Raw genomic sequence first — 18,552 nt, forward strand, 5'->3', positions numbered from 1 at the left:
GGTAAAACGGGGGCAAATAGCGAAATAAGATCTAAAAAAGGATGTTTTAAAAAAAACATCCGCTCCCGAGGCCGAAAAGCAGCAGGGATGTAACAATGGTCAATCAGCAGCCAAGCTCCTGTGGCGAAAGCCCGGAGAAGGTTCAACGACTAAGGAAACCGCCTAAATGATGGGAAAGAACCGTGCGGATTCATCTCAGCCCGTAGCGGAAAATACGTACCATCCGTAACGGAAACTACGTACCGCCCCTGCGGAAACTACGTACTATTCGTTCGTAGCGGAAACTTTAGTTTCCGCGGGAGGCTAAAGCCTCCCCTACCTATCGGTGCATATCCCTGCCACCGGTGCATATTCCCGCTACTGGTGCATATTCCTGCTACCGGTACATCCCCGCCACTGGTATATATCCCCAATGCTGGTACATATCTTTACGGTGAATATAAATGTTTATACGATGTAATTTAAAATAACAGGGGGATAAGACATGCCAGACCAAAACTCCGTTAGGGGAGTACCGCCCCTGCGGAAACTACGTACTATTCGTTCGTAGCGGAAACTTTAGTTTCTGCGGGAGGCTAAAGCCTCCCCTACCTAAGATGGCCATAAGATGGCGATGGATAATGCCCGGCAGAAGGGGGAGGATTTTACCGGGATGATACAGAGCGTGACTCGGGTTATGGAACAGGCAGTCACCCCCCATCTGGGAAATAATCTGGATATTAGAGGCTAGAGGGATCGATTTCGGCTAATTTAATAACAAACTGGTTAGTAGCGAGGATTTTCAGTCCCCGCTTTTTTTGTAAAGATATGTTACTATTCAATGTAGCTCAGATTCTATTTTTATGTTAACCCGGTTATAATTAAAGCAAATGGATAGATTAAAGGAGGCGTTAGTGAAGGCCCAGGCGGAATTTAATAAATCAATTACATATTATTTTAGTTATTTTAATAACCGGTTAAGCGGGGACGTCTTAGCCTAATTTTGATGAATAAAATGAATAACGACATGGAGATGGGCATAATTGGAATTAACTTACATAGCTGCCGTAAGCGAATATATTAAAGGCTTTGGTCTATATGCCTTGCCGCTGCTTTTTATACTAATTGTTCTTCAATGTCACATACCTATTCTCCCTTTTGCTATGATATCAGCTGTCTGTGGTTTTATTTTCGGATTTTCTAGGGGAATTGCTGTTTCCTGGATTAGTGTGGTAATTGGTTCTATGATTGCTTTTTATGTTTATCGCCGTTTGGAGGTCAGCTATTTAGTAGAGAAAATACCTGAAAAATACAAACAAATACCGGAGGAGTTTATTTTTGGCTTCATAATTATTGCCCATAATATACCGGTGATACCGATAGCAGTTCCTAATATACTTGCAGCCTTAAGTAAAATCTCCACTCCTAAATTTATAGTAGCAACAGCCCTAGGACTTTTTATACCATCAATTAGTTTTGTGGCTTTCGGTTCAGGAATAGAGACTTTTTTAGTTAACCCTAGCTATTCAACATTTTTGCCGATAATAGCTATTTTTTTGATTTTTTATCTACTCAAAAAGTACTCCCATAATATTATGGACTACATAAATCATCATATTTTTAAAAAAAGGGAAAAATAGCTTCTCCTGCTGGGGAGAAGCTATTGCTCTGTAATTATTGGTTTTTAAGTCTAGTAAAGTGGTTAAGCAAGGATAAGTTTGGACTTGACTACACCTGCCAGAGATGACCGTAGGATTGGCAATGTCCCTACGGGGGGAAAATAATAGGGTTCCCTGGGAGTATGATAAGCCATTTTTGTAATCTACATTATAAGGTGATGAGGCCGTAGGGGATCAGGCGCTGGGAAAGCCGGTACCGGCAATAATTATGGCGGTAAAGGTATATTTTGCTACTCGGTGTAAGCTGAGTGATGGCCCTCAAGCAACCTGGGTACCTCGGTTTCTTCCCATATAGTTTTTATTGCCCGGAAAAACGTTTGTAGAATTGTTTATTGCGGTTACCGGGTATAGTTTTCTGATTAAGAAGTTGAAGATTTTCCGTAATACTTTCCAGATGTTTTATAGGAAAACCGAATAAGGCCTCGTAAATAGTTAGATCGCTCGCTTCCCGACAACCGGTACAACCAAAACTGGCATTAGGTTTACCTGTTAGCAGGGGGACAGCGGTAACATCTACACAGGTCCCTTGTACAACCGAAGTACTAAATTGCAGTCTTTCACCTTGGAGATATACGGTGGCCAGGCTGAGCCACATCACCGCTTCAGGGTGTGCTTCTATCACAATTAGGTCAGGTTTCCAGTCTATTTCCCCCAGGGGACCAAGTTTAATAAATTTATAGACATCTTGTTCCAGACGAGGCATCTCTTGCATGATTTTTTGAGCACTTTCGCGACTACCAAAAACCCCAGTATTGAAATGTGCTTCTCCAGATGCTAGTTTAGGATGTAACGGCCTAAGCCCTAGAGCACTACCTGCAGCTGCACAGGCGAGGTTTTCTTTACTTAGAAGGATCTTTTTACCTTGCCCGGCCAGCATAAGGGCTTGACAATATCTCATTTTAGTAGTTTGATCATATCCTTCTAAAGACCCTAGTTCATCACTACTTTTTAAAAACTGTACCCCCACCGGTTCACGGTTTAGTCCCAGGATTTCCTTGAGAAGTTTAGCTTGATTAATGAAGTGATACATTTTACAACCCTTCCTGTAAAGATTAATTTTATTACTACTTTATTATATACTCTTATTATATACTCTTAAATCTTAATAGGGGAAGCTGAAGCTTCCCCTACCTACTAAGCCGGTAGAAAACCATACCGACTAGTCCCTGCTTGACATGGTTTCTAGTTACAGCTAATCAACATTTTTCATATGTTCTAAATCGTTTTAAACGGCCATTTTCCACAGAATATTAAGCTATAAAATATGCTTAATATTCGTTAGCGGTTTTACCGTTTGGATCAATAGGTTATTTAAAAACGAAACTAACCCTATTGACAAAAGGGCGCTTACAACTGTAATCTATAGAAAGATTACAGTTGTAAGCGAAAGGAGGTTTAGTTGATTGAAAGAAGTTCCTCAAATATCAGATGCCGAATGGCGAGTAATGCAAGTTATCTGGGATAAATCGCCTATAACTGCCAATGAGGTAGTTGATAAACTGAAGAACAATACTCACTGGAAACCTAAGACTATTAAGACCCTGATCAGACGATTAGTGGAGAAAAAGGCTTTGGGCTTTAATCAGGAAGGGAAAGCTTACTTATATTATCCTCTAGTTTCGGAAAACGAAAGTATAAGAGTAGAAAGCGAAGCTTTTTTGAAAAAAGTATTTAACGGTTCCCTCAATCTTATGCTGGCTAATTTTATAAATGAGCAAAGGTTGTCAGAAGAAGAAATCGAGGAACTTAGGCGTATTATCGACGGTAGGGAGTAAAGGAGATGGTAACACTGCAGGGAGTTTCATCTGTCTTCAATTGGGTAATACTGTCATCGCTAATGGGAAGTATATTAATTTTCCTCATTCTGGGCCTAAAATTTATTTTTAAAAATAAAATGGGGGCTAATTGGCAGTATTACATATGGTTCCTACTACTCCTAAGGCTAATTATTCCTTTTACTCCTGAAAGTCCCCTTAGCATGTATAACCTGATTAAAGTTGGTTCTTTTGAAACCATTCTCAGTGAGCAGGTTGATAGCTTTGTACCAGCCAATAATCCATTAAGCCAGGCAGGAGATGCCACCAGCATTTTGGGTACGGATGCAAACACTTCTTTGGCTTTAAAATCTGCACCAGTGGTAACCAGTGATGAAGTGATTAACCGGAGAACTATTCTAATTTTATTGTGGATGATAGGAACTATTCTTCTGGCAGGATATACGGTATTTATAAACCTAAAGCTTTGGTATCAAATTAAGAATGACCCTAAAATCAATAATTCCTCAATTATTTACACCCTGGAAGTTTGTAAGTCAGAGATGGGAATTTTTCATAGTATTCCTTTAGTAACTACAAATAAAATTCGCACCCCAGCCCTGTTTGGATTAATAAATTCAACTTTATTGCTGCCGAACAGTATCATAAAAAACCTTACCGATGATGAATTAAAATATATCATACTTCATGAATTAGCTCATTGGAAACGTAAAGACATAATAATTAACTGGATCACAGTAATACTACAGATTTTGCACTGGTTCAATCCCGTAATCTGGTATGGATTTTATCGCATGCATCAGGATTGTGAACTGGCATGTGATGCGTTAGTTTTATCATCATTAAATCCGGAAAAGCGTAAGGCGTATGGACATACTATTATCCGGGTATTAGAAATGACTTTTATCCCACAATGGATTCCAGGAACAACCAGAATGCTAACCGGAAAGTCGCATATAAAAAGGAGGATTGGAATGATTTCGAATTATAAAAGGGGGTCTCTTTCTATCAGTATCGCAGCGGTTGTTATAGTTGTTGTTGTGGGGCTAATTGGCTGTACTAATGCCCAGAATGCTGATGTCTTACCGTCAAAAGTTGATATAGATAAAGGTTCGTATAATCAGATGTTACTCGATTTAAAAAACAACCAGATGCTCGCTGGTACGGTTGATGTTGAAGGTCCAGGAATAGTAGTGACCCTTTCAGATGCCAATACCTTTTCCGATGGAAGCCCTGGCCTTTTAGTCCATGATTCCGATATACGTATGATTATAGATGAGCTAATAGTAGCAGAAGCAGAAGCAATATCCGTAAACGACGAGCGTTTGATTGCCACTAGTGCCATTGCTTGCAAGGGTAACAGTATACAAATAAATAATAATCCATATCCTAGCCCCTTTATCATTAAAGCTATCGGTAACAGTGAAAAGATGGTTAAGGCTTTAGAAGCAAAAGGTGGTCCAACTGGGTTTTATAGGGAGATTGGTCTAGGGATAACGATAGAAAAGAGCGACATGCTGTCGATACCTAAATATAATGGTGAGGCTGCTTTTAAATATGCTAAACCGGTAGGAAACCATACCGACTAGTTCCTGTTTGACATGGTTTTAGGAAGCTAAAGCTTCCGCTACCGCGACTACCTGGGGGGAAGCTGAAGCTTCCCCTACCTACTACCCGGTTTCCCTGCTGGATGATTGATTTATGGTGTTAGACAAAGTGGCGGATTATATCATCGGGATCGCCGTAGATGAAATCGATTATTGGTATTTGGATCATGGTATAGGCGCCTGGTTTTTGTTTTAGGCTGGCTCTGGCTGAGGCAGTCATAATCTGACTAGTCAGGGCAGGATTGTTGATTTTCATGGAGAATTGCAGGAGCTGGTTGTGGGTTTGGCCAGAGACTCCTTTTCTTTCCATTACGACTCCATGTCCCACATCAATAAGCTGGTCTACATCAGCTACTTGCTGCACATGGGTTTCGTCTTTCGTAAAGTAGGGATCATTTTTTATGTTTTTTTCTACTTCTTCAAAAATTGCTCCCGGTTTCAGCTGTACATAGACCATACGGCGGTGGACACCTGCTCCGGTAGGAATGGTCATGGAAAGGGCATTCTCAACTCCGGGGATGGATTTGACTGCTACGGAGTGCCCCATGCTCATACCAGGTCCGAAGTTTGTATAGGTTAACCCGCGGGGGGCCATGAATTCAAATATACAGCGGATAACCGAATCTGTTCCCGGATCCCACCCAGCTGATACCACTGCTACGGCATTATGGGCTTTAGCTACGTCATCTAATTCCCGGCGCAGGTCGGCTAGTGTATCGTGCATGTCATAGCAATCTACGGTATTAATACCCTGGGCTAAAATTTCTTTAGCTGCATCAGGAACTGACCTGGTAGGGGTACAAAGGAGAGCTACCTGTATTCCTTCTAATTCACTAATCGAATCAACCCAGGGGATATTATGCAGTTCGGCGGGTTTATTTATTCTGGGTACCTGGACTATACCGGCTAATTCCATATCGGGAGCGTTTTTTACGGCTTGAACGGCAAATCTTCCTACATTGCCATAACCGATTACAGCTACTCTTATTTTCTCACTCATATGAACCTCCAGTGATTTTTCTAACTAAAGATTAAAACAAAAATTACCCCTTTTTCAAGTAAAGATACTGTATACTTAATGTTTTTGCAGGGCTGAAGTGGGCCATTTTGCTTTGGTCAAATGTCAAGAACCGTCCCCCCCTTGACGGTAGAGAATATGTCCAGTTATTAAAAGATCTAAAAATAAATCAAAGCATGTCACGAAAAGGTAACTGCGGGGATAATGCCCCTGACGAAAGTTTTTTAGTCATTTAAAATGCGAAAGTATATATCTAATGAAAAAGGAGATAAACGTTGATGTCGTTAAGGAAATTACTAAATAGTATTTTGATTATTGTAATGTTCGTCCTCAATAGAAACTTGGGGGCATGCCCCCAAGTTTTCTTAAGGCAACCTTATTATTTAATACCTTAAAAACACAAATAAAATAACCATCCCACATTTTGTCCCACCAACAAAGGGGTTACTCCACAAACCGTCCATATTTTGTCCACCAAGAAGGGGTCACTCCCAACCGTTTCCGCTTGACCAAGGAAAAGGAACCCCCGGTATTTTCAAGCCGGTAAGGGGCAGGAAAAATACCGGGGTAAAAGTTAGATACGGCTGGGGAATTTAGTTCCCCCATTTACATAAGGACCGGTGATAGGTTTGACCCGCATGTCTTTGCGGAAGCAAAAGGCTAATATGATGGATACAATCGTCATAATGGTCAGTACCATAATATGGGGAGCAATTATAGATAAACTAACATTTTTTAAAGTAGCTGCTCTAAAGGCTTCAGCCATCCAGGTAAATGGGGATAGCCGGGCTATGAAATTAATACTGTCCGGGATCAGGTAGGCCGGCCAGGTATAGCCTGACATCAGGAACAAGGGAATAGAAATCAGGATTAAGTACCGGCTAACCTGTAGTGAGTTAGGCGTACACAGGGATATAAAAAAGCCTAAAAAGGTAATGGTGGTTATATAAAGAAACCCTAGAAGCAGTATTACGGGTATAGTTCCTTCAATTTTGGCCCCAATAAAATAGTTACTGATAAATAAAAGCAGGGCAAAATTGCAAAAGTTCATTATCCAATAAGGCAAGCATTTTCCCAGCACCAGGTGGAATTTGCTGATGGAGCTGCTGATGTATTGTATCCAGGTGTTAGCCTCTTTTTCCCGGTTTACCGTCAGGGTAACCCCCAGTAATCCTATCTGGTGTATTACCATGAATATAATACCCATGTATAAGAAATTGATATAAGTATAGGTCGGATTGTACCAGGTATTGGTAGTACAACTTACCGCATCAGCTATATTGGCTATTTCGGTTTTTGTATAACCTTGACCAGCTAAGTACTGGGCCAGGTATTTTACCCGGAATTGAGTAATCCCCAGTAAAGCATTTTTCCGTATATTGTAACCCCATACCAGGTTAGAAGCGTCATAAATGGTTAAGACGGAGCTGCCCTGTTTAGCGGTGATCTTTTCGGAAAAATCCGGGGGGATAACGATACCTCCCCTAATTTCTCCCTTTTTCATCAACTGTTCAAATTCCTCATAACTGTCCATACTCTGAAGCACATTAAAGTGGTTAGTATTAGAAAAAGAGGTAATCAGTTCACGGCTTAGTACGGAACGGTCCTGATCAACTACCGCTACTGGTATGTTATTAAGGGTACCGGCCATGTAAACCCAGCCGAAAAGAAAGGCGTACATAGTCGGAACCAGAAAGACAATCAGGGTTACGATGGGATCCTTTAAGATATGTATAATTTCATAATAGGCGATTTTTAGAATGCGGTTCATATGTTCGCCTCCTTTTCAAACCAGGCAGTAGCGGCTATGCTGAGCAAATAGGCTACTATAGCAAAAATTATAAACCTGGTAAAGAAGTGGGATACTGCTGCCCAGCCGCCTTCTTTCATAGTTAATATGACTACTCCCTGGAAAAACCCGGTTTGGGGCAGGCAGGCAGCAGCTTTAGCCAAAAAGGTTGGCATAGCCTCCAGTGGCCAGGTGTACCCGGAAAGGACAAAGGCTGGTACTGCAATTGCCAGTCCTAAACGGCTGGAATCAGAGGCAGTTCGGGCTACACTAGACATAAATGTGCCCATGCTATGCAGTGCTACCGCAAATCCCAGGGTAAAGAAAAGCAAAAGGGGCAGACTGCAATTAATCGGTAATTTTAATATAGTAAAACTAATCAGGTAGACTAATGTCACCAGAGCCATAAAAATAATTATATGGACTACCGATTTAGTAGCGAAAAGCCCTAGTTTAGATATACGGGACATTTTGAAGTGTACCCAGCTGGGTAACCCTCTTTCCCCAATAACAGTCATAGCGGCTAGCAGCATACAGCATTGCTGCCAGATGTTAAGTACCAGGCCTAAGACTAGAAAATGGCCATAGTTTAATGAATGGTTAAACCAGGGTTCTTCCCGGAAATCCACCATTCGGAAGGCATTTGCGGCATCTTTTGGGTTTATGCCTTGGGCCAGCAGGGTTTTTACACCAACCTGGGCACCGGCTGTCTGGGTAACAGTCAGAACAGCAGTAGTAGCATTTACCGCATAAATCATATTACTGCCATCAATAATCATGGCGATTTTTCCCGGCTGGTTTTTATTTATATTAGTGCCGTAGTCTTCGGAAATTACCAGTCCTATAACGACCTGACCTTTTTCTATAGCTTCCTGCAGTTCCTGATATGTATTCGGCTGGCTTATTACTTTTATATTCTGGGTAGATGCAAAATTTCGGATTAGATCGCAGCTATAGGTGGATCTATCCAGGTCTACAATAGCGGCCGGAATGTCAGTTAATATCTGGGCTTTATAAACCAGGCTAAAAATAAGTATGCCCAGAAAGGGGCCGATTAAAAGCACATAGCGTAGACCTTTATCCCGCCACATAAAAGTAAACTCACGTTTGAATATGTACCAATATTTTCTAATCATTAATTTCACCGCTTAGTTGGGCCATTCGATCGAAAAGCTCGTTATATAACCTTTTCCAGGTTTGAACGGCTTCTTTAGGTGTATATTCAGTGACAACACCCTGATCCAGCCATAAAATCCTATTCATATAAGGTACATATTCTACACTGCCAAAAGCGCATATACAGGAGTGTCCTGCGTCTAAAAAGCGGGTTACTTCCCGGAGGATAATGGTCCGGGACTCCAGATCGATATCCCGGATTATTTCATCTAATATGAGTAGATCAGGGTCATTAAGCAGGGCACAGGCCAGGGCCACCCGCTGGTAAATCCCTATATCAATACGTTTTAGCGGTTCTTTTAGGTAGGCTTCTAATTCCAACCTCTCGATAAGGTCGGGAATGGCCTTTTTGCCACGCCCTTTTATAGCTGATATAAAGTCTAAATTTTCATAAACATTTAAATCCTGAAACAGGCTTCTTTTTTGGGTTACCAGACCAAGCCGATCTTTATAACCCTGACTTTTACCTACTTTATGACCCAGGACTTCTACTGATCCGGAAACAAAACGTTCCATACCGGCAACAACATGAAGTAAAGAAGTCTTCCCCGTACCCCTTAAGCCGAAAATTCCCAGGATTTCCCCCTCATATAATTGAAAACTTACCCCGTTTAAGATTCTTTTATTGCCATAGTTCTGAATAAGATCAGTAACTGTAATGATGGCGGGCGGGTGTTCGGTATCTAGTTTCATTTACCTTTCTCCTCTTCAATGGTTACTACAGCAGTCAGGCCAGTTTTTAAAAGCAGGTCGGGGTTAGGGATATCAATCTTAACCTCAAAGGAACGAATATCATGACTATACTGTTCATTTACGGCCTTATGAACCGCAAAGTCACCTGCATCACTGATCCAGACTACTTTGCCCGTAAAAACTTTATCCGGAAAAGCTGCTATTTTAACCTGGGCAGTTTGGTTTAACTTGACCCGACCTATTTTGGTTTCATCGATGTAGACTTTTACATATGTATGCTTAAGGTCGGATATTTCAAAAACAGGGGTCCCAGCATTAACCATTTCGCCCGGTTCTAAAAACTTTTGGGTTATAAAACCGGCAATAGGGGAGGTAAGTAAGGTATTTTCCATATAGGCTTCTGCTTCTAAGACGGCTCCTTCCGCCTGGGAAAGCTGGCCTAAGGCAGCTTCATATTGAGAATGGGCTACTGCTACTTTATGCCGGGCGGATAAAGCTTCATTTAATTTACCTTCGGCAGCCCGCAGATCATTAAGGGCGGCGTCATAAGCGTTTTTGGTCTGGTCATACTGGCTGGCTGAAGCAGCTCCTTTCTCGTAAAGCTCCTCCACCCGCTGCAGATTTTGTTCAGCATTGCGGACTCCTACCTGGGCTTTTTCTACCATGGATTGAGCCTGTTGAACTGCAGCTTCGATGGTTTGTTCAGTAAGGGGGATAGCACCCTGAGCCTGATCCTTCTGTCCTATGGCAGCTTGCTGAGCTCCCCGGGCCTGAGCTAATTTAGCCACTATTTCCCGGCTGTCTAATATGGCTAATTGTTGACCTTTTTCGACTTCGCTACCTTCCTCTACAAACTGAGCATCAATCTTACCGGGAACTTTGAAAGCGGCCATGACAGTAGTAGCCTCTATCGTACCTACTGCAGTAAGGCTATCTCGCTGGCTGGCGGTAGTACGCTGCTGTTTATAAAAATATCCGGCGAAAATAAGAACAGAAATAAAAATCAGCACCATAAATGTGACTAGAACAAATTTCTTTTTGTTTTGGCTTAATTTCATTGCATCTGCCGACATACGATCTCCTCCATACTCCACTAATACTGTAAATTAAGAAGGTAATAATTAGTCAACGGGTTAACGAAACTGATTTTCCCTCCTTCCCCTACAGGTCTGCGATAGAATTATTGATCAGGATTCCATCGCTGACTATGATCTTAATCAACTTCAGTACCCGTTCGGGATCATGCCCTCGCGTAGTGTTTGCAAATAAACTTATAGTTGAATCGCGGATGATATTTTCCAAAAGCCGGGCTAGTTCATGACTATCTACTGTGATGACCATGTTTTCTTTCATACCACGTTCTAACAAAGTGGATGCCATTTTAAGCTTGTTTTCCAGGCGGTTATTAACCTCTTCCAGTAATTCATTACTAAAAGAAGCATCCTGGCTCCTGCGCAGCCAGGAGGACATAAGCCGGCTGTTTTTTAGAAAAAAAGAATATTGCAGGGTAAAATAGTTGTTAATAGCCAGAAGAGTATTTTTGTTATTTAAACACTGAGCTTCTATAGCTCCGGTTACATCTTCCAGGCGAGCCGAAATTACAAAGGTCAGGATTTGATCTTTGCTGGAAAAATAGCGGTATAAGGTTCCTTTACCACAGGCAGCTTTTTCTGCTATATCATCTACGGTTACAGATTCAAAAGGATAAGTGATGAAGAGCTCATAAGCAGCTTCAGCTATTATGGTTTGTTTAAACTGTCTACCCTTATCTCTTAATAGTTCCACGATAGGCACTCCTTTTACTGATGAGTCTAAAAAGTGACTGAGCAGTTCCATAATGTATTGTATAGCCAATAAAAAAGATTTGTCAAAGTTATTATAGCCCGGTTTTATAGGGAAAACGGAAGATTTAGTCGGCAGAGGGAAATTAATGCCTGGTTTTAACCAGTATAGGTTTGTCCCGGTAAAATCCTTGCGAAAGGGAATACATATTAAAGGATAGAATACAAAAATACGATATTTATACTAACAAACTAAACTAGGGCAGGAGGCGAATGAATGTGCGGGTCGAAGGACCAGGGATGACCTATGATTATTTGTCGGGCAAAGTAGAAACCGGCACCAGAAGTCCTGCTGCAGAATCGGCTCCTAATGGGGCAGATCATCCCCGGGTAGGAGTAGAGGACCTGAAAAATGCTCCTCCAATAGGTGTAGAGGCTCTGAAGGAGGCAGTAGATATTGCTAATCGTACCGTAAAGATCTCCAACTTTCACTTGGAATTCCAGTTGCACGAGGAGAGTGGGCGCTATCAGGTGAGGGTAGTGGATACTGATTCTCAGGAGGTGATCCGGAAAATTCCGCCCGATTACCTACTGGACTTTTCCGCCAAGGTCCAGGATATGTTGGATAAGGCACTGGGGATTTTAGTTGATAAGGTGGTCTAATAATAACCATCAGGCGCCATCAGGATTACTGCTAAAAATATAAATAGGGGCTATATAGTCCTGGGTAGTCCCGGGCTATTAGTCATTAAAGACTAAAGGAAAAAGGCTCACTAAACGATAATGCCCATAGAGATACTACGGGGGGAGGATATTTGCCTATGAACGCTCAAGCACAAGCTTATAATGTGTATAAAAAGACTAGTGTAGAGACAGTAGCTCCAGGAAAGCTATTACTAATGCTATATGACGGTGCTATGAAATACCTTAAAAATGCCCAAAAAGCTATAGGTGAAAAGGATTTTAGTGAGGCGCACAATCAGATTATCAGGGTACAGGATATAATTACTGAATTAATGTCTACTCTAAATATGGATTATGAAATTTCTAACAGCTTATTAAGTCTGTATGATTATATATACCGACGCTTAGTCGAGGCAAATGTAGCCAAGGATAAAGTTATTTTGGAAGAAGTTTATCAATTACTAACTGAGCTGCGGGATACCTGGAACCAGGTTATAAACCAGACACGCAGCAGAATACAGCCCACCCCGGCCAGCGGTCTGAATGTTAGAGGTTAGTAAATTATGAATGGGCCGGATAGAAAGTTAATAAACCAGGTGCAAGCTGTCTATGATAAAATGCTGGCTATTACCGAGCAGCAGTTAGAGGTTATTATCAAAGCCCAAAATAATAAGGAAGAGATTTATAAACTGCAGGAACTAATTGAGCAGCGTCAGGTATTGATTAAACAGATTAACCAGTTAACTGGTGGTTCATCAGAATGGATTGTAGAGGAGTCTACGCCTGGCAAAGCTGCTGATCAGGAGTGGCGTAAGGCGGTTGACTACCTGCAGGATACCATGACCGGTATTCAAAAGATAAATCAGCGTTGTCAGGAACTCCTGCAGGTATTGATGGAGGATACCGGGGAAAAATTAACCCGGCAGCGAAAAACTCATCAGGCGGTAAATGCTTATACCGGTTCTGACCACCAGGATGAGGCCTGGTTTTTCGATAAGAAAAAATAAGTCAAACTAAGTTGATATGATATAAAGAAGGATAAAAAAATGGAAGACAGCTTGTTTAAAAATATTATTAATAATTTTCATCAGCAGTTAGGCTTGTACCAGGAGATGAAGTCCCTGGCAACTGAGCAGCTCGCTTGGTTGGAAAAAATAGCAGCAGGTGGGCAGGAGACTTCCAGGTCTGATCTAAACAATATTTTGCTAAAAAGACAGGAACTGATGGAGCAGATTTCTGAACTAAATCGTTTTAATCATAAACTGCAGGAAAAACTGTGCCAACAGGTAAATATAGAAGAATTTACCTTGGCGGGTATTAAGATTCATATTACCGATCATGATTACCGGGAAGTAGAAAAGGTACTAGCTGAGCTGGGTAATCTTCTGGCGGATATTCTTGCTGATGATCAGAAAAATCAAGTATTATTTAGCCAGGTGGTGGTTCCCAGTTCCAGAGAGGCTAGTTCGAAATCTTTACAACAGGTTAGTCAGGCATATAGGGAAGCCATGAAAAAGCCTCCTTTGACTTAAATTGTTTATGAAATATGAAGGGTGAGATAATCTAATAGGGAAGAATATTTTAGTAAAGTGTTAATTTTAGCAAGGAATCAGCATATTCCTTGCTATTTTATTAGGTGAAGTTTATAATTAAGGCTACGGGTCGGTAGGACGATTTAGTCTTTTTTAGGTAACCTCCCGGCTAATATCCAAATAAAGCGAGGGATCTTTTCAGTATGTTCGAAGACAAGACATTGGTTTGCCAGGACTGTGGGCAGGAGTTCATTTTCACCGCGGGTGAACAGGAATTTTATCATGAAAAAGGGTTTGAAAATGAACCCAAACGTTGCAGAGACTGCCGGACAGCCAGACGCAACAACCGCAGTGGCAACAGAGCTCCACGAGAGATGTTCCCGGCCGTATGTGCCAGGTGTGGAGCAGATACTCAAGTTCCTTTTAGACCTGTTGATGGAAGACCTGTATACTGCCAGGAATGCTTCCAGGCACAGAGAGAGGCACTGTAAAAACGTTTTAATTGTAGCCGATGTAGATGTAAATAATGCCGGGCTTGTTATAACAGGCCCGGTTTTGTATTTTTGGGGCAATATTTATTAGGGTATTGTGAAAAACTAGGTTTAAGCGCAGGATGGTTTCCAAGCGAATTAGTATGTTTTATATATAATTGGGTTAGCGGATGGCTTTAGCTATATTTCGTCTAATTATTCTGAAAGTTGTTTTATAAAAAATAGGTTGAAGTGGATGGCCAGGTGAAAGGAAAAGGTTAAAATTACGTACTAAAAATATAAAGATATTTCAAAAAACCCCCCCCCTAGGGGGGGAAAAGCAGCGTTGTCATGCCGCTGCTGCCAAATGATGGTTAGAGGTTTTTCTTGGCATGAAGTAGAATAAGATATATACAACCGGGAAAGGAGTGGTTACATGAAATTGGTAATTAGAGGTAAAAACATTGACCTCACGGATGCATTAAGAGACTATACCACTAAGAGGCTTTCCAAATTAGAAAAATACATTGAAGATGCAAAGGAGGCACAGGTAGCCCTGGCTGTGGAGGGCGAGGGGCATAAAGTGGAAGTTACCATTCCCCTGAATGGAGTTATACTACGGGGTGAAGAAGCCACCGATGATATGTATACTTCTATCGATATGGTTGTAGAGAAACTAGAAAAGCAGATCGAAAAATACAAAACCAAGTTATACCGTAGTAACCGTGGGGTAGGACTAAAGAAAGCCCTGGCTGAGCAAGCCAAACAGGAAATCGAAGCCGGGCACCGGCCTGAGAAATTCAAAATAGTACGTACCAAACGCTTTGCTTTAAAGCCTATGGACGAAGAGGAGGCCATTATGCAGATGAACCTGCTGGGACACAACTTCTTCGTCTTTTTTAACTCGGAAAGTGAAGAGGTGAATGTAGTTTACCGGCGTAAAGATGGCGATTATGGTCTGATAGAGCCTAATTTTTGATTAGTTGAACCCAGATAGGCTTAGTGATAATATTAAAAAATGAACCATTGTCTTTATGAGGAACCTCAGGTTCCTCTTTTTTAACGAAAAGGAGTCGAAGGGAATGCTCAGGAATTTTGTTAAAAATTTGTTAGATGATAATGAAAAAGATATACGAAGGTTGCGGAAAATTGTTGATCAGGTTAATTCTTTAGAAGCACAGTTTACGGATTTACCGGCCGAAGCTTTTCCCTCAAAGACAGAGGAGTTACGGGAGAGGCTAAAGAATGGTCAGGATTTATCCGATATATTACCAGAGGCCTTTGCTCTAGTGCGGGAGGCTTCACGCCGTACCATGGGTATGCGGCATTTTGACGTGCAATTGATTGGCGGAATGGTACTCCATGAAGGCCGTATCGCGGAAATGAAGACTGGTGAAGGTAAAACCCTGGTGGCAACTTTACCGGCCTACCTTAATGCTTTAGAGGGCAAGGGTGTGCATATCGTGACGGTCAATGATTACCTGGTTACACGTGATGCCAACTGGATGCGTCCGGTATATGAGTACTGTGGCTTAAGTGTAGGCCTGATTATACACGGCCTAAATTACCAGGAACGTAAAGATGCCTATGCCTGTGATGTTGTTTATGGAACTAATAATGAGTTCGGATTTGATTACCTGCGGGATAATATGGTGGTAAGTCCGGAAAATATGGTGCAGCGCGAGCTGAATTATGCCATCGTTGACGAGGTGGACTCCATCTTGATAGATGAAGCCCGTACTCCTTTGATTATTTCCGGAGAGGGGGACAAACCTACCAACCTGTATTATCAGATAGCCCGGTTTGTGCCCCGGCTGGAGAATGAAACTGACTATAAAGTTGATGAAAAAGCGCACCTGGTTACCCTCACTGAAGAGGGGGTAAAAAAGGTGGAAAGTTTTTTTGCCATTGAAAACCTGTCGGAGAATATGGAGATTGCCCACCATGTTAACCAGGGATTAAGAGCCCACTGTTTAATGAAACGAGACCGGGATTATGTGGTTAAAGATGATCAGGTCATTATTGTGGATGAGTTTACCGGGCGTTTAATGTTTGGCCGGCGTTACAGTGATGGTTTACACCAAGCTATTGAAGCTAAGGAAGGGGTTAAAATTGAAAAAGAAAGCCAGACACTGGCTACTATCACCTTCCAGAATTATTTCCGTATGTATAATAAACTGTCTGGAATGACGGGTACAGCTCAAACGGAAGAAGAGGAATTTCGCAAGATATACGGTATGGATGTAGTAGTTATACCTACCCATAAACCTATGGTGCGTGAGGATGCTCCTGATGTAATCTACCGTACGGAAATAGGGAAATTCAATGCAGTTGTGGAAGACATCGGGGAGCGCTATCGTAAGGGACAGCCAGTTCTGGTAGGTACCATTTCTATAGAAAAGTCTGAGATACTAAGCGATTTGCTTAAGAAAAAGGGTATACCTCATCAGGTTTTGAATGCCAAGTTTCACGAAAAAGAGGCCCAGATTATCGCCCAGGCTGGGCAGAGGGGTACGGTAACCATTGCTACTAATATGGCTGGTCGTGGTACTGATATTGTACTGGGTGAAGGGGTTCAGGAACTGGGAGGTTTATATGTTTTGGGTACGGAACGGCATGAGGCCCGGCGTATTGATAACCAGTTACGGGGTCGTTCCGGTCGACAGGGGGACCCGGGCGAATCCAGGTTTTATGTATCTCTGGAAGATGATCTGCTGCGCCTGTTTGGGTCGGCCAATATCGAAGGGCTTATGGACCGCCTGGGAATGGATGATAGTATTCCTATCGAACATAAAATGGTTTCCCGGGCTATTGAAAATGCCCAGAGAAAGGTAGAAGGTCGTAACTTCAGTATCCGTAAAAATGTACTGGAATATGATGATGTAATCAACCAGCAGCGGGAAGTTATGTATGGCGAGCGCCGTAAGGTGCTGTATGGTGAAAACTTGAAAGATACTATCGCAGCCATGATTGATGATGTGGTTGAACAGGTAGTAGCCAGCTTTGCTGGTGAGGAAAAATATTCTGATGAATGGGATCTGCCCAGGCTGATAAGTTATGTAGGACAGCATATCCTGCCGGTCATTGATTTTACTGAGGAAGGCCTTAAAGGAATGACCCGCGAGGATATGAGCGAATTATTAACCGAACGTACTCATGCTTATTATGAGAAACGGGAAGCGGAACTGGGTAGCGAGACCATGCGCGAGTTGGAAAGAGCTGTTATGCTCCACATTATTGATGAAAAATGGATGGATCATATTGATGCTATGGATCAACTGCGTAATGGTATTTCCCTGCGTGCCTACGGGCAAAAGGATCCCTTAGTTGAATACAAATTTGAAGCTTATGATGCTTTTCAATCCATGGTCTACTCTATTAAGGAAGACGTGGTACGTTATATTTTGCGGGTTAAAGTAGTTGAAAAGCCTGAAGAACGTAAGATAATTGTTAATCAGGGCGAGGAAACCGAGAAGAAACCGGTAAGGGTTGGCAAAAAGATCGGACGTAATGACCCTTGTCCCTGTGGAAGCGGTAAAAAATACAAGAAATGTTGTGGGAGAGGGGTTAGCTAATGGATCTGGCAACTCTGATAGGATTACTCCTGGGGTTAGGGGGTATGATTGGTGGCTTCCTGCTGGAAGGTGGACATCTGGGCATGCTGGTGGTTGAAACTGCGGCCCTGATCGTTTTTGGAGGAACATTTGGAGCCACCATACTCAGTTACACCATGGATGAGCTTAAAAAAATGCCTTATTTCTTTAAGATGGTTTTTGTGGAAAAAAAGGTGGATTACTTTAATGTACTAGATTCCCTGGTGGAAACGGCTGATAAGGCCAGGAGAGAAGGGTTGCTGAGCCTGGAAAGCCAGTTAGGAGAAATCGATAATCAATTTCTAATCCGGGGGTTACAGTTGGTCATTGATGGGACTGACCCTGATCTGACCCGTAACATGCTGGAAATGGAAATAGAAGCTTTTGAGAACAATGAAAAAATAGGTTATGAAGTGTTTATGACCATGGGAGGATTTGCTCCTACCATGGGAATTATCGGTACAGTTATGGGGTTAGTACATGTTTTAAGTAATGTGGCTGATCCGGACAAGTTAGCAGGAGCTATAGCGGTAGCCTTCCTGGCCACCCTTTATGGTGTGGCTTCTGCTAACGTATTGTGGATACCCTTTGCAACTAAAAACAAAATCAAGGCAGAACGAAAAGTATTGCTGATGGAACTGGTTTTAGAAGGGGTGCTTTCCATCCAGGCAGGGGAGAATCCCCGGGTTATAAGGGAAAAATTGTTAACTTTCCTGCCACCGGAGGCAAGACAAAGCCAGGGGCAACAACAAGGCGAAGCAGTAAGGATGTGAACA

19 protein-coding genes are annotated in these 18,552 nt (G+C 42.0%); 12 read left to right on the forward strand and 7 right to left on the reverse strand.

Going from position 1 to position 18,552, the window contains the following annotated elements:
- Positions 1 to 607 precede the first annotated feature (607 nt).
- The gene (locus ACZ5Q0_RS06720) at positions 608 to 730 is read left to right on the forward strand and encodes a YjfB family protein (protein ID WP_446818784.1); all 123 of its coding nucleotides are present in this window, start codon (positions 608 to 610) and stop codon (positions 728 to 730) included.
- A 292-nt stretch (positions 731 to 1,022) separates the two neighbouring features.
- Complete coding sequence (locus ACZ5Q0_RS06725) at positions 1,023 to 1,619, forward strand: TVP38/TMEM64 family protein (RefSeq protein ID WP_446818783.1); 597 nt, start codon at positions 1,023 to 1,025, stop codon at positions 1,617 to 1,619.
- 337 nt (positions 1,620 to 1,956) lie between these two features.
- Here ACZ5Q0_RS06725 and ACZ5Q0_RS06730 read toward each other — a convergent pair whose 3' ends face one another.
- Positions 1,957 to 2,688: a DUF169 domain-containing protein gene (locus ACZ5Q0_RS06730; protein WP_446818782.1), complete on the reverse strand. Its 732-nt coding sequence runs from the start codon at positions 2,686 to 2,688 to the stop codon at positions 1,957 to 1,959.
- 373 nt (positions 2,689 to 3,061) lie between these two features.
- Between ACZ5Q0_RS06730 and ACZ5Q0_RS06735 the strand changes: the two genes are divergently transcribed.
- Both ACZ5Q0_RS06735 and ACZ5Q0_RS06740 read left to right on the forward strand, forming a co-directional pair.
- Positions 3,062 to 3,433: a BlaI/MecI/CopY family transcriptional regulator gene (locus tag ACZ5Q0_RS06735; protein WP_447182288.1), complete on the forward strand. Its 372-nt coding sequence runs from the start codon at positions 3,062 to 3,064 to the stop codon at positions 3,431 to 3,433.
- 62 nt (positions 3,434 to 3,495) lie between these two features.
- Entirely contained in the window at positions 3,496 to 5,022 is a 1,527-nt protein-coding gene (locus ACZ5Q0_RS06740) for a M56 family metallopeptidase (RefSeq protein WP_464827294.1), read from the forward strand.
- A gap of 118 nt (positions 5,023 to 5,140) precedes the next feature.
- Here the strand turns inward: ACZ5Q0_RS06740 and ACZ5Q0_RS06745 are convergent, their stop codons facing one another.
- The 6 genes from ACZ5Q0_RS06745 to ACZ5Q0_RS06770 form a co-directional block, all read right to left on the reverse strand.
- Positions 5,141 to 6,040, reverse strand: coding sequence for a diaminopimelate dehydrogenase (locus ACZ5Q0_RS06745; protein WP_447182290.1), 900 nt, complete (start codon positions 6,038 to 6,040; stop codon positions 5,141 to 5,143).
- 592 nt (positions 6,041 to 6,632) lie between these two features.
- A complete protein-coding gene (locus tag ACZ5Q0_RS06750; protein ID WP_447182291.1) occupies positions 6,633 to 7,829 on the reverse strand; it encodes an ABC transporter permease in 1,197 nt (398 codons plus the stop codon).
- On the reverse strand, positions 7,826 to 8,983 hold the full coding sequence (locus ACZ5Q0_RS06755) for an ABC transporter permease (protein ID WP_447182292.1): 1,158 nt from the start codon (positions 8,981 to 8,983) through the stop codon (positions 7,826 to 7,828). The genes ACZ5Q0_RS06750 and ACZ5Q0_RS06755 overlap by 4 nt, the downstream gene beginning before the upstream one ends.
- Entirely contained in the window at positions 8,976 to 9,716 is a 741-nt protein-coding gene (locus ACZ5Q0_RS06760) for an ATP-binding cassette domain-containing protein (RefSeq protein ID WP_447182293.1), read from the reverse strand. Before ACZ5Q0_RS06760 ends, ACZ5Q0_RS06755 begins: the two co-directional genes overlap by 8 nt.
- Positions 9,713 to 10,789: an HlyD family secretion protein gene (locus ACZ5Q0_RS06765; RefSeq protein ID WP_446818774.1), complete on the reverse strand. Its 1,077-nt coding sequence runs from the start codon at positions 10,787 to 10,789 to the stop codon at positions 9,713 to 9,715. The genes ACZ5Q0_RS06760 and ACZ5Q0_RS06765 overlap by 4 nt, the downstream gene beginning before the upstream one ends.
- A gap of 88 nt (positions 10,790 to 10,877) precedes the next feature.
- Entirely contained in the window at positions 10,878 to 11,570 is a 693-nt protein-coding gene (locus ACZ5Q0_RS06770) for a TetR/AcrR family transcriptional regulator (RefSeq protein WP_464827082.1), read from the reverse strand.
- A gap of 206 nt (positions 11,571 to 11,776) precedes the next feature.
- Here ACZ5Q0_RS06770 and ACZ5Q0_RS06775 point away from each other — a divergent pair, with 206 nt between their 5' ends.
- The 8 genes from ACZ5Q0_RS06775 (at position 11,777) to ACZ5Q0_RS06810 (ending at position 18,549) form a co-directional block, all read left to right on the forward strand.
- Positions 11,777 to 12,160 (forward strand): flagellar protein FlaG, encoded by a 384-nt coding sequence (locus tag ACZ5Q0_RS06775; protein WP_446818770.1) that lies wholly within the window; start codon positions 11,777 to 11,779, stop codon positions 12,158 to 12,160.
- A 158-nt stretch (positions 12,161 to 12,318) separates the two neighbouring features.
- Positions 12,319 to 12,738 (forward strand): flagellar export chaperone FliS, encoded by a 420-nt coding sequence (gene fliS / locus ACZ5Q0_RS06780; protein WP_446818769.1) that lies wholly within the window; start codon positions 12,319 to 12,321, stop codon positions 12,736 to 12,738.
- Positions 12,739 to 12,744: 6 nt separating this feature from the next.
- Positions 12,745 to 13,188, forward strand: coding sequence for a flagellar export chaperone FlgN (flgN, locus tag ACZ5Q0_RS06785; RefSeq protein ID WP_446818768.1), 444 nt, complete (start codon positions 12,745 to 12,747; stop codon positions 13,186 to 13,188).
- A gap of 39 nt (positions 13,189 to 13,227) precedes the next feature.
- Entirely contained in the window at positions 13,228 to 13,713 is a 486-nt protein-coding gene (locus ACZ5Q0_RS06790; protein ID WP_446818767.1) for a hypothetical protein, read from the forward strand.
- 203 nt (positions 13,714 to 13,916) lie between these two features.
- Positions 13,917 to 14,204, forward strand: a complete 288-nt coding sequence (locus ACZ5Q0_RS06795) for a zinc-ribbon domain containing protein (protein WP_446818765.1) — start codon at positions 13,917 to 13,919, stop codon at positions 14,202 to 14,204.
- Between the two features lie 415 nt (positions 14,205 to 14,619).
- A complete protein-coding gene (hpf, locus tag ACZ5Q0_RS06800; protein WP_447182294.1) occupies positions 14,620 to 15,162 on the forward strand; it encodes a ribosome hibernation-promoting factor, HPF/YfiA family in 543 nt (180 codons plus the stop codon).
- Between the two features lie 103 nt (positions 15,163 to 15,265).
- The gene (gene secA / locus ACZ5Q0_RS06805) at positions 15,266 to 17,758 is read left to right on the forward strand and encodes a preprotein translocase subunit SecA (protein ID WP_447182295.1); all 2,493 of its coding nucleotides are present in this window, start codon (positions 15,266 to 15,268) and stop codon (positions 17,756 to 17,758) included.
- On the forward strand, positions 17,758 to 18,549 hold the full coding sequence (locus tag ACZ5Q0_RS06810) for a flagellar motor protein (RefSeq protein WP_447182296.1): 792 nt from the start codon (positions 17,758 to 17,760) through the stop codon (positions 18,547 to 18,549). Before secA ends, ACZ5Q0_RS06810 begins: the two co-directional genes overlap by 1 nt.
- Positions 18,550 to 18,552: the final 3 nt, after the last annotated feature.

Source organism: Syntrophomonas erecta subsp. sporosyntropha, assembly GCF_055395365.1.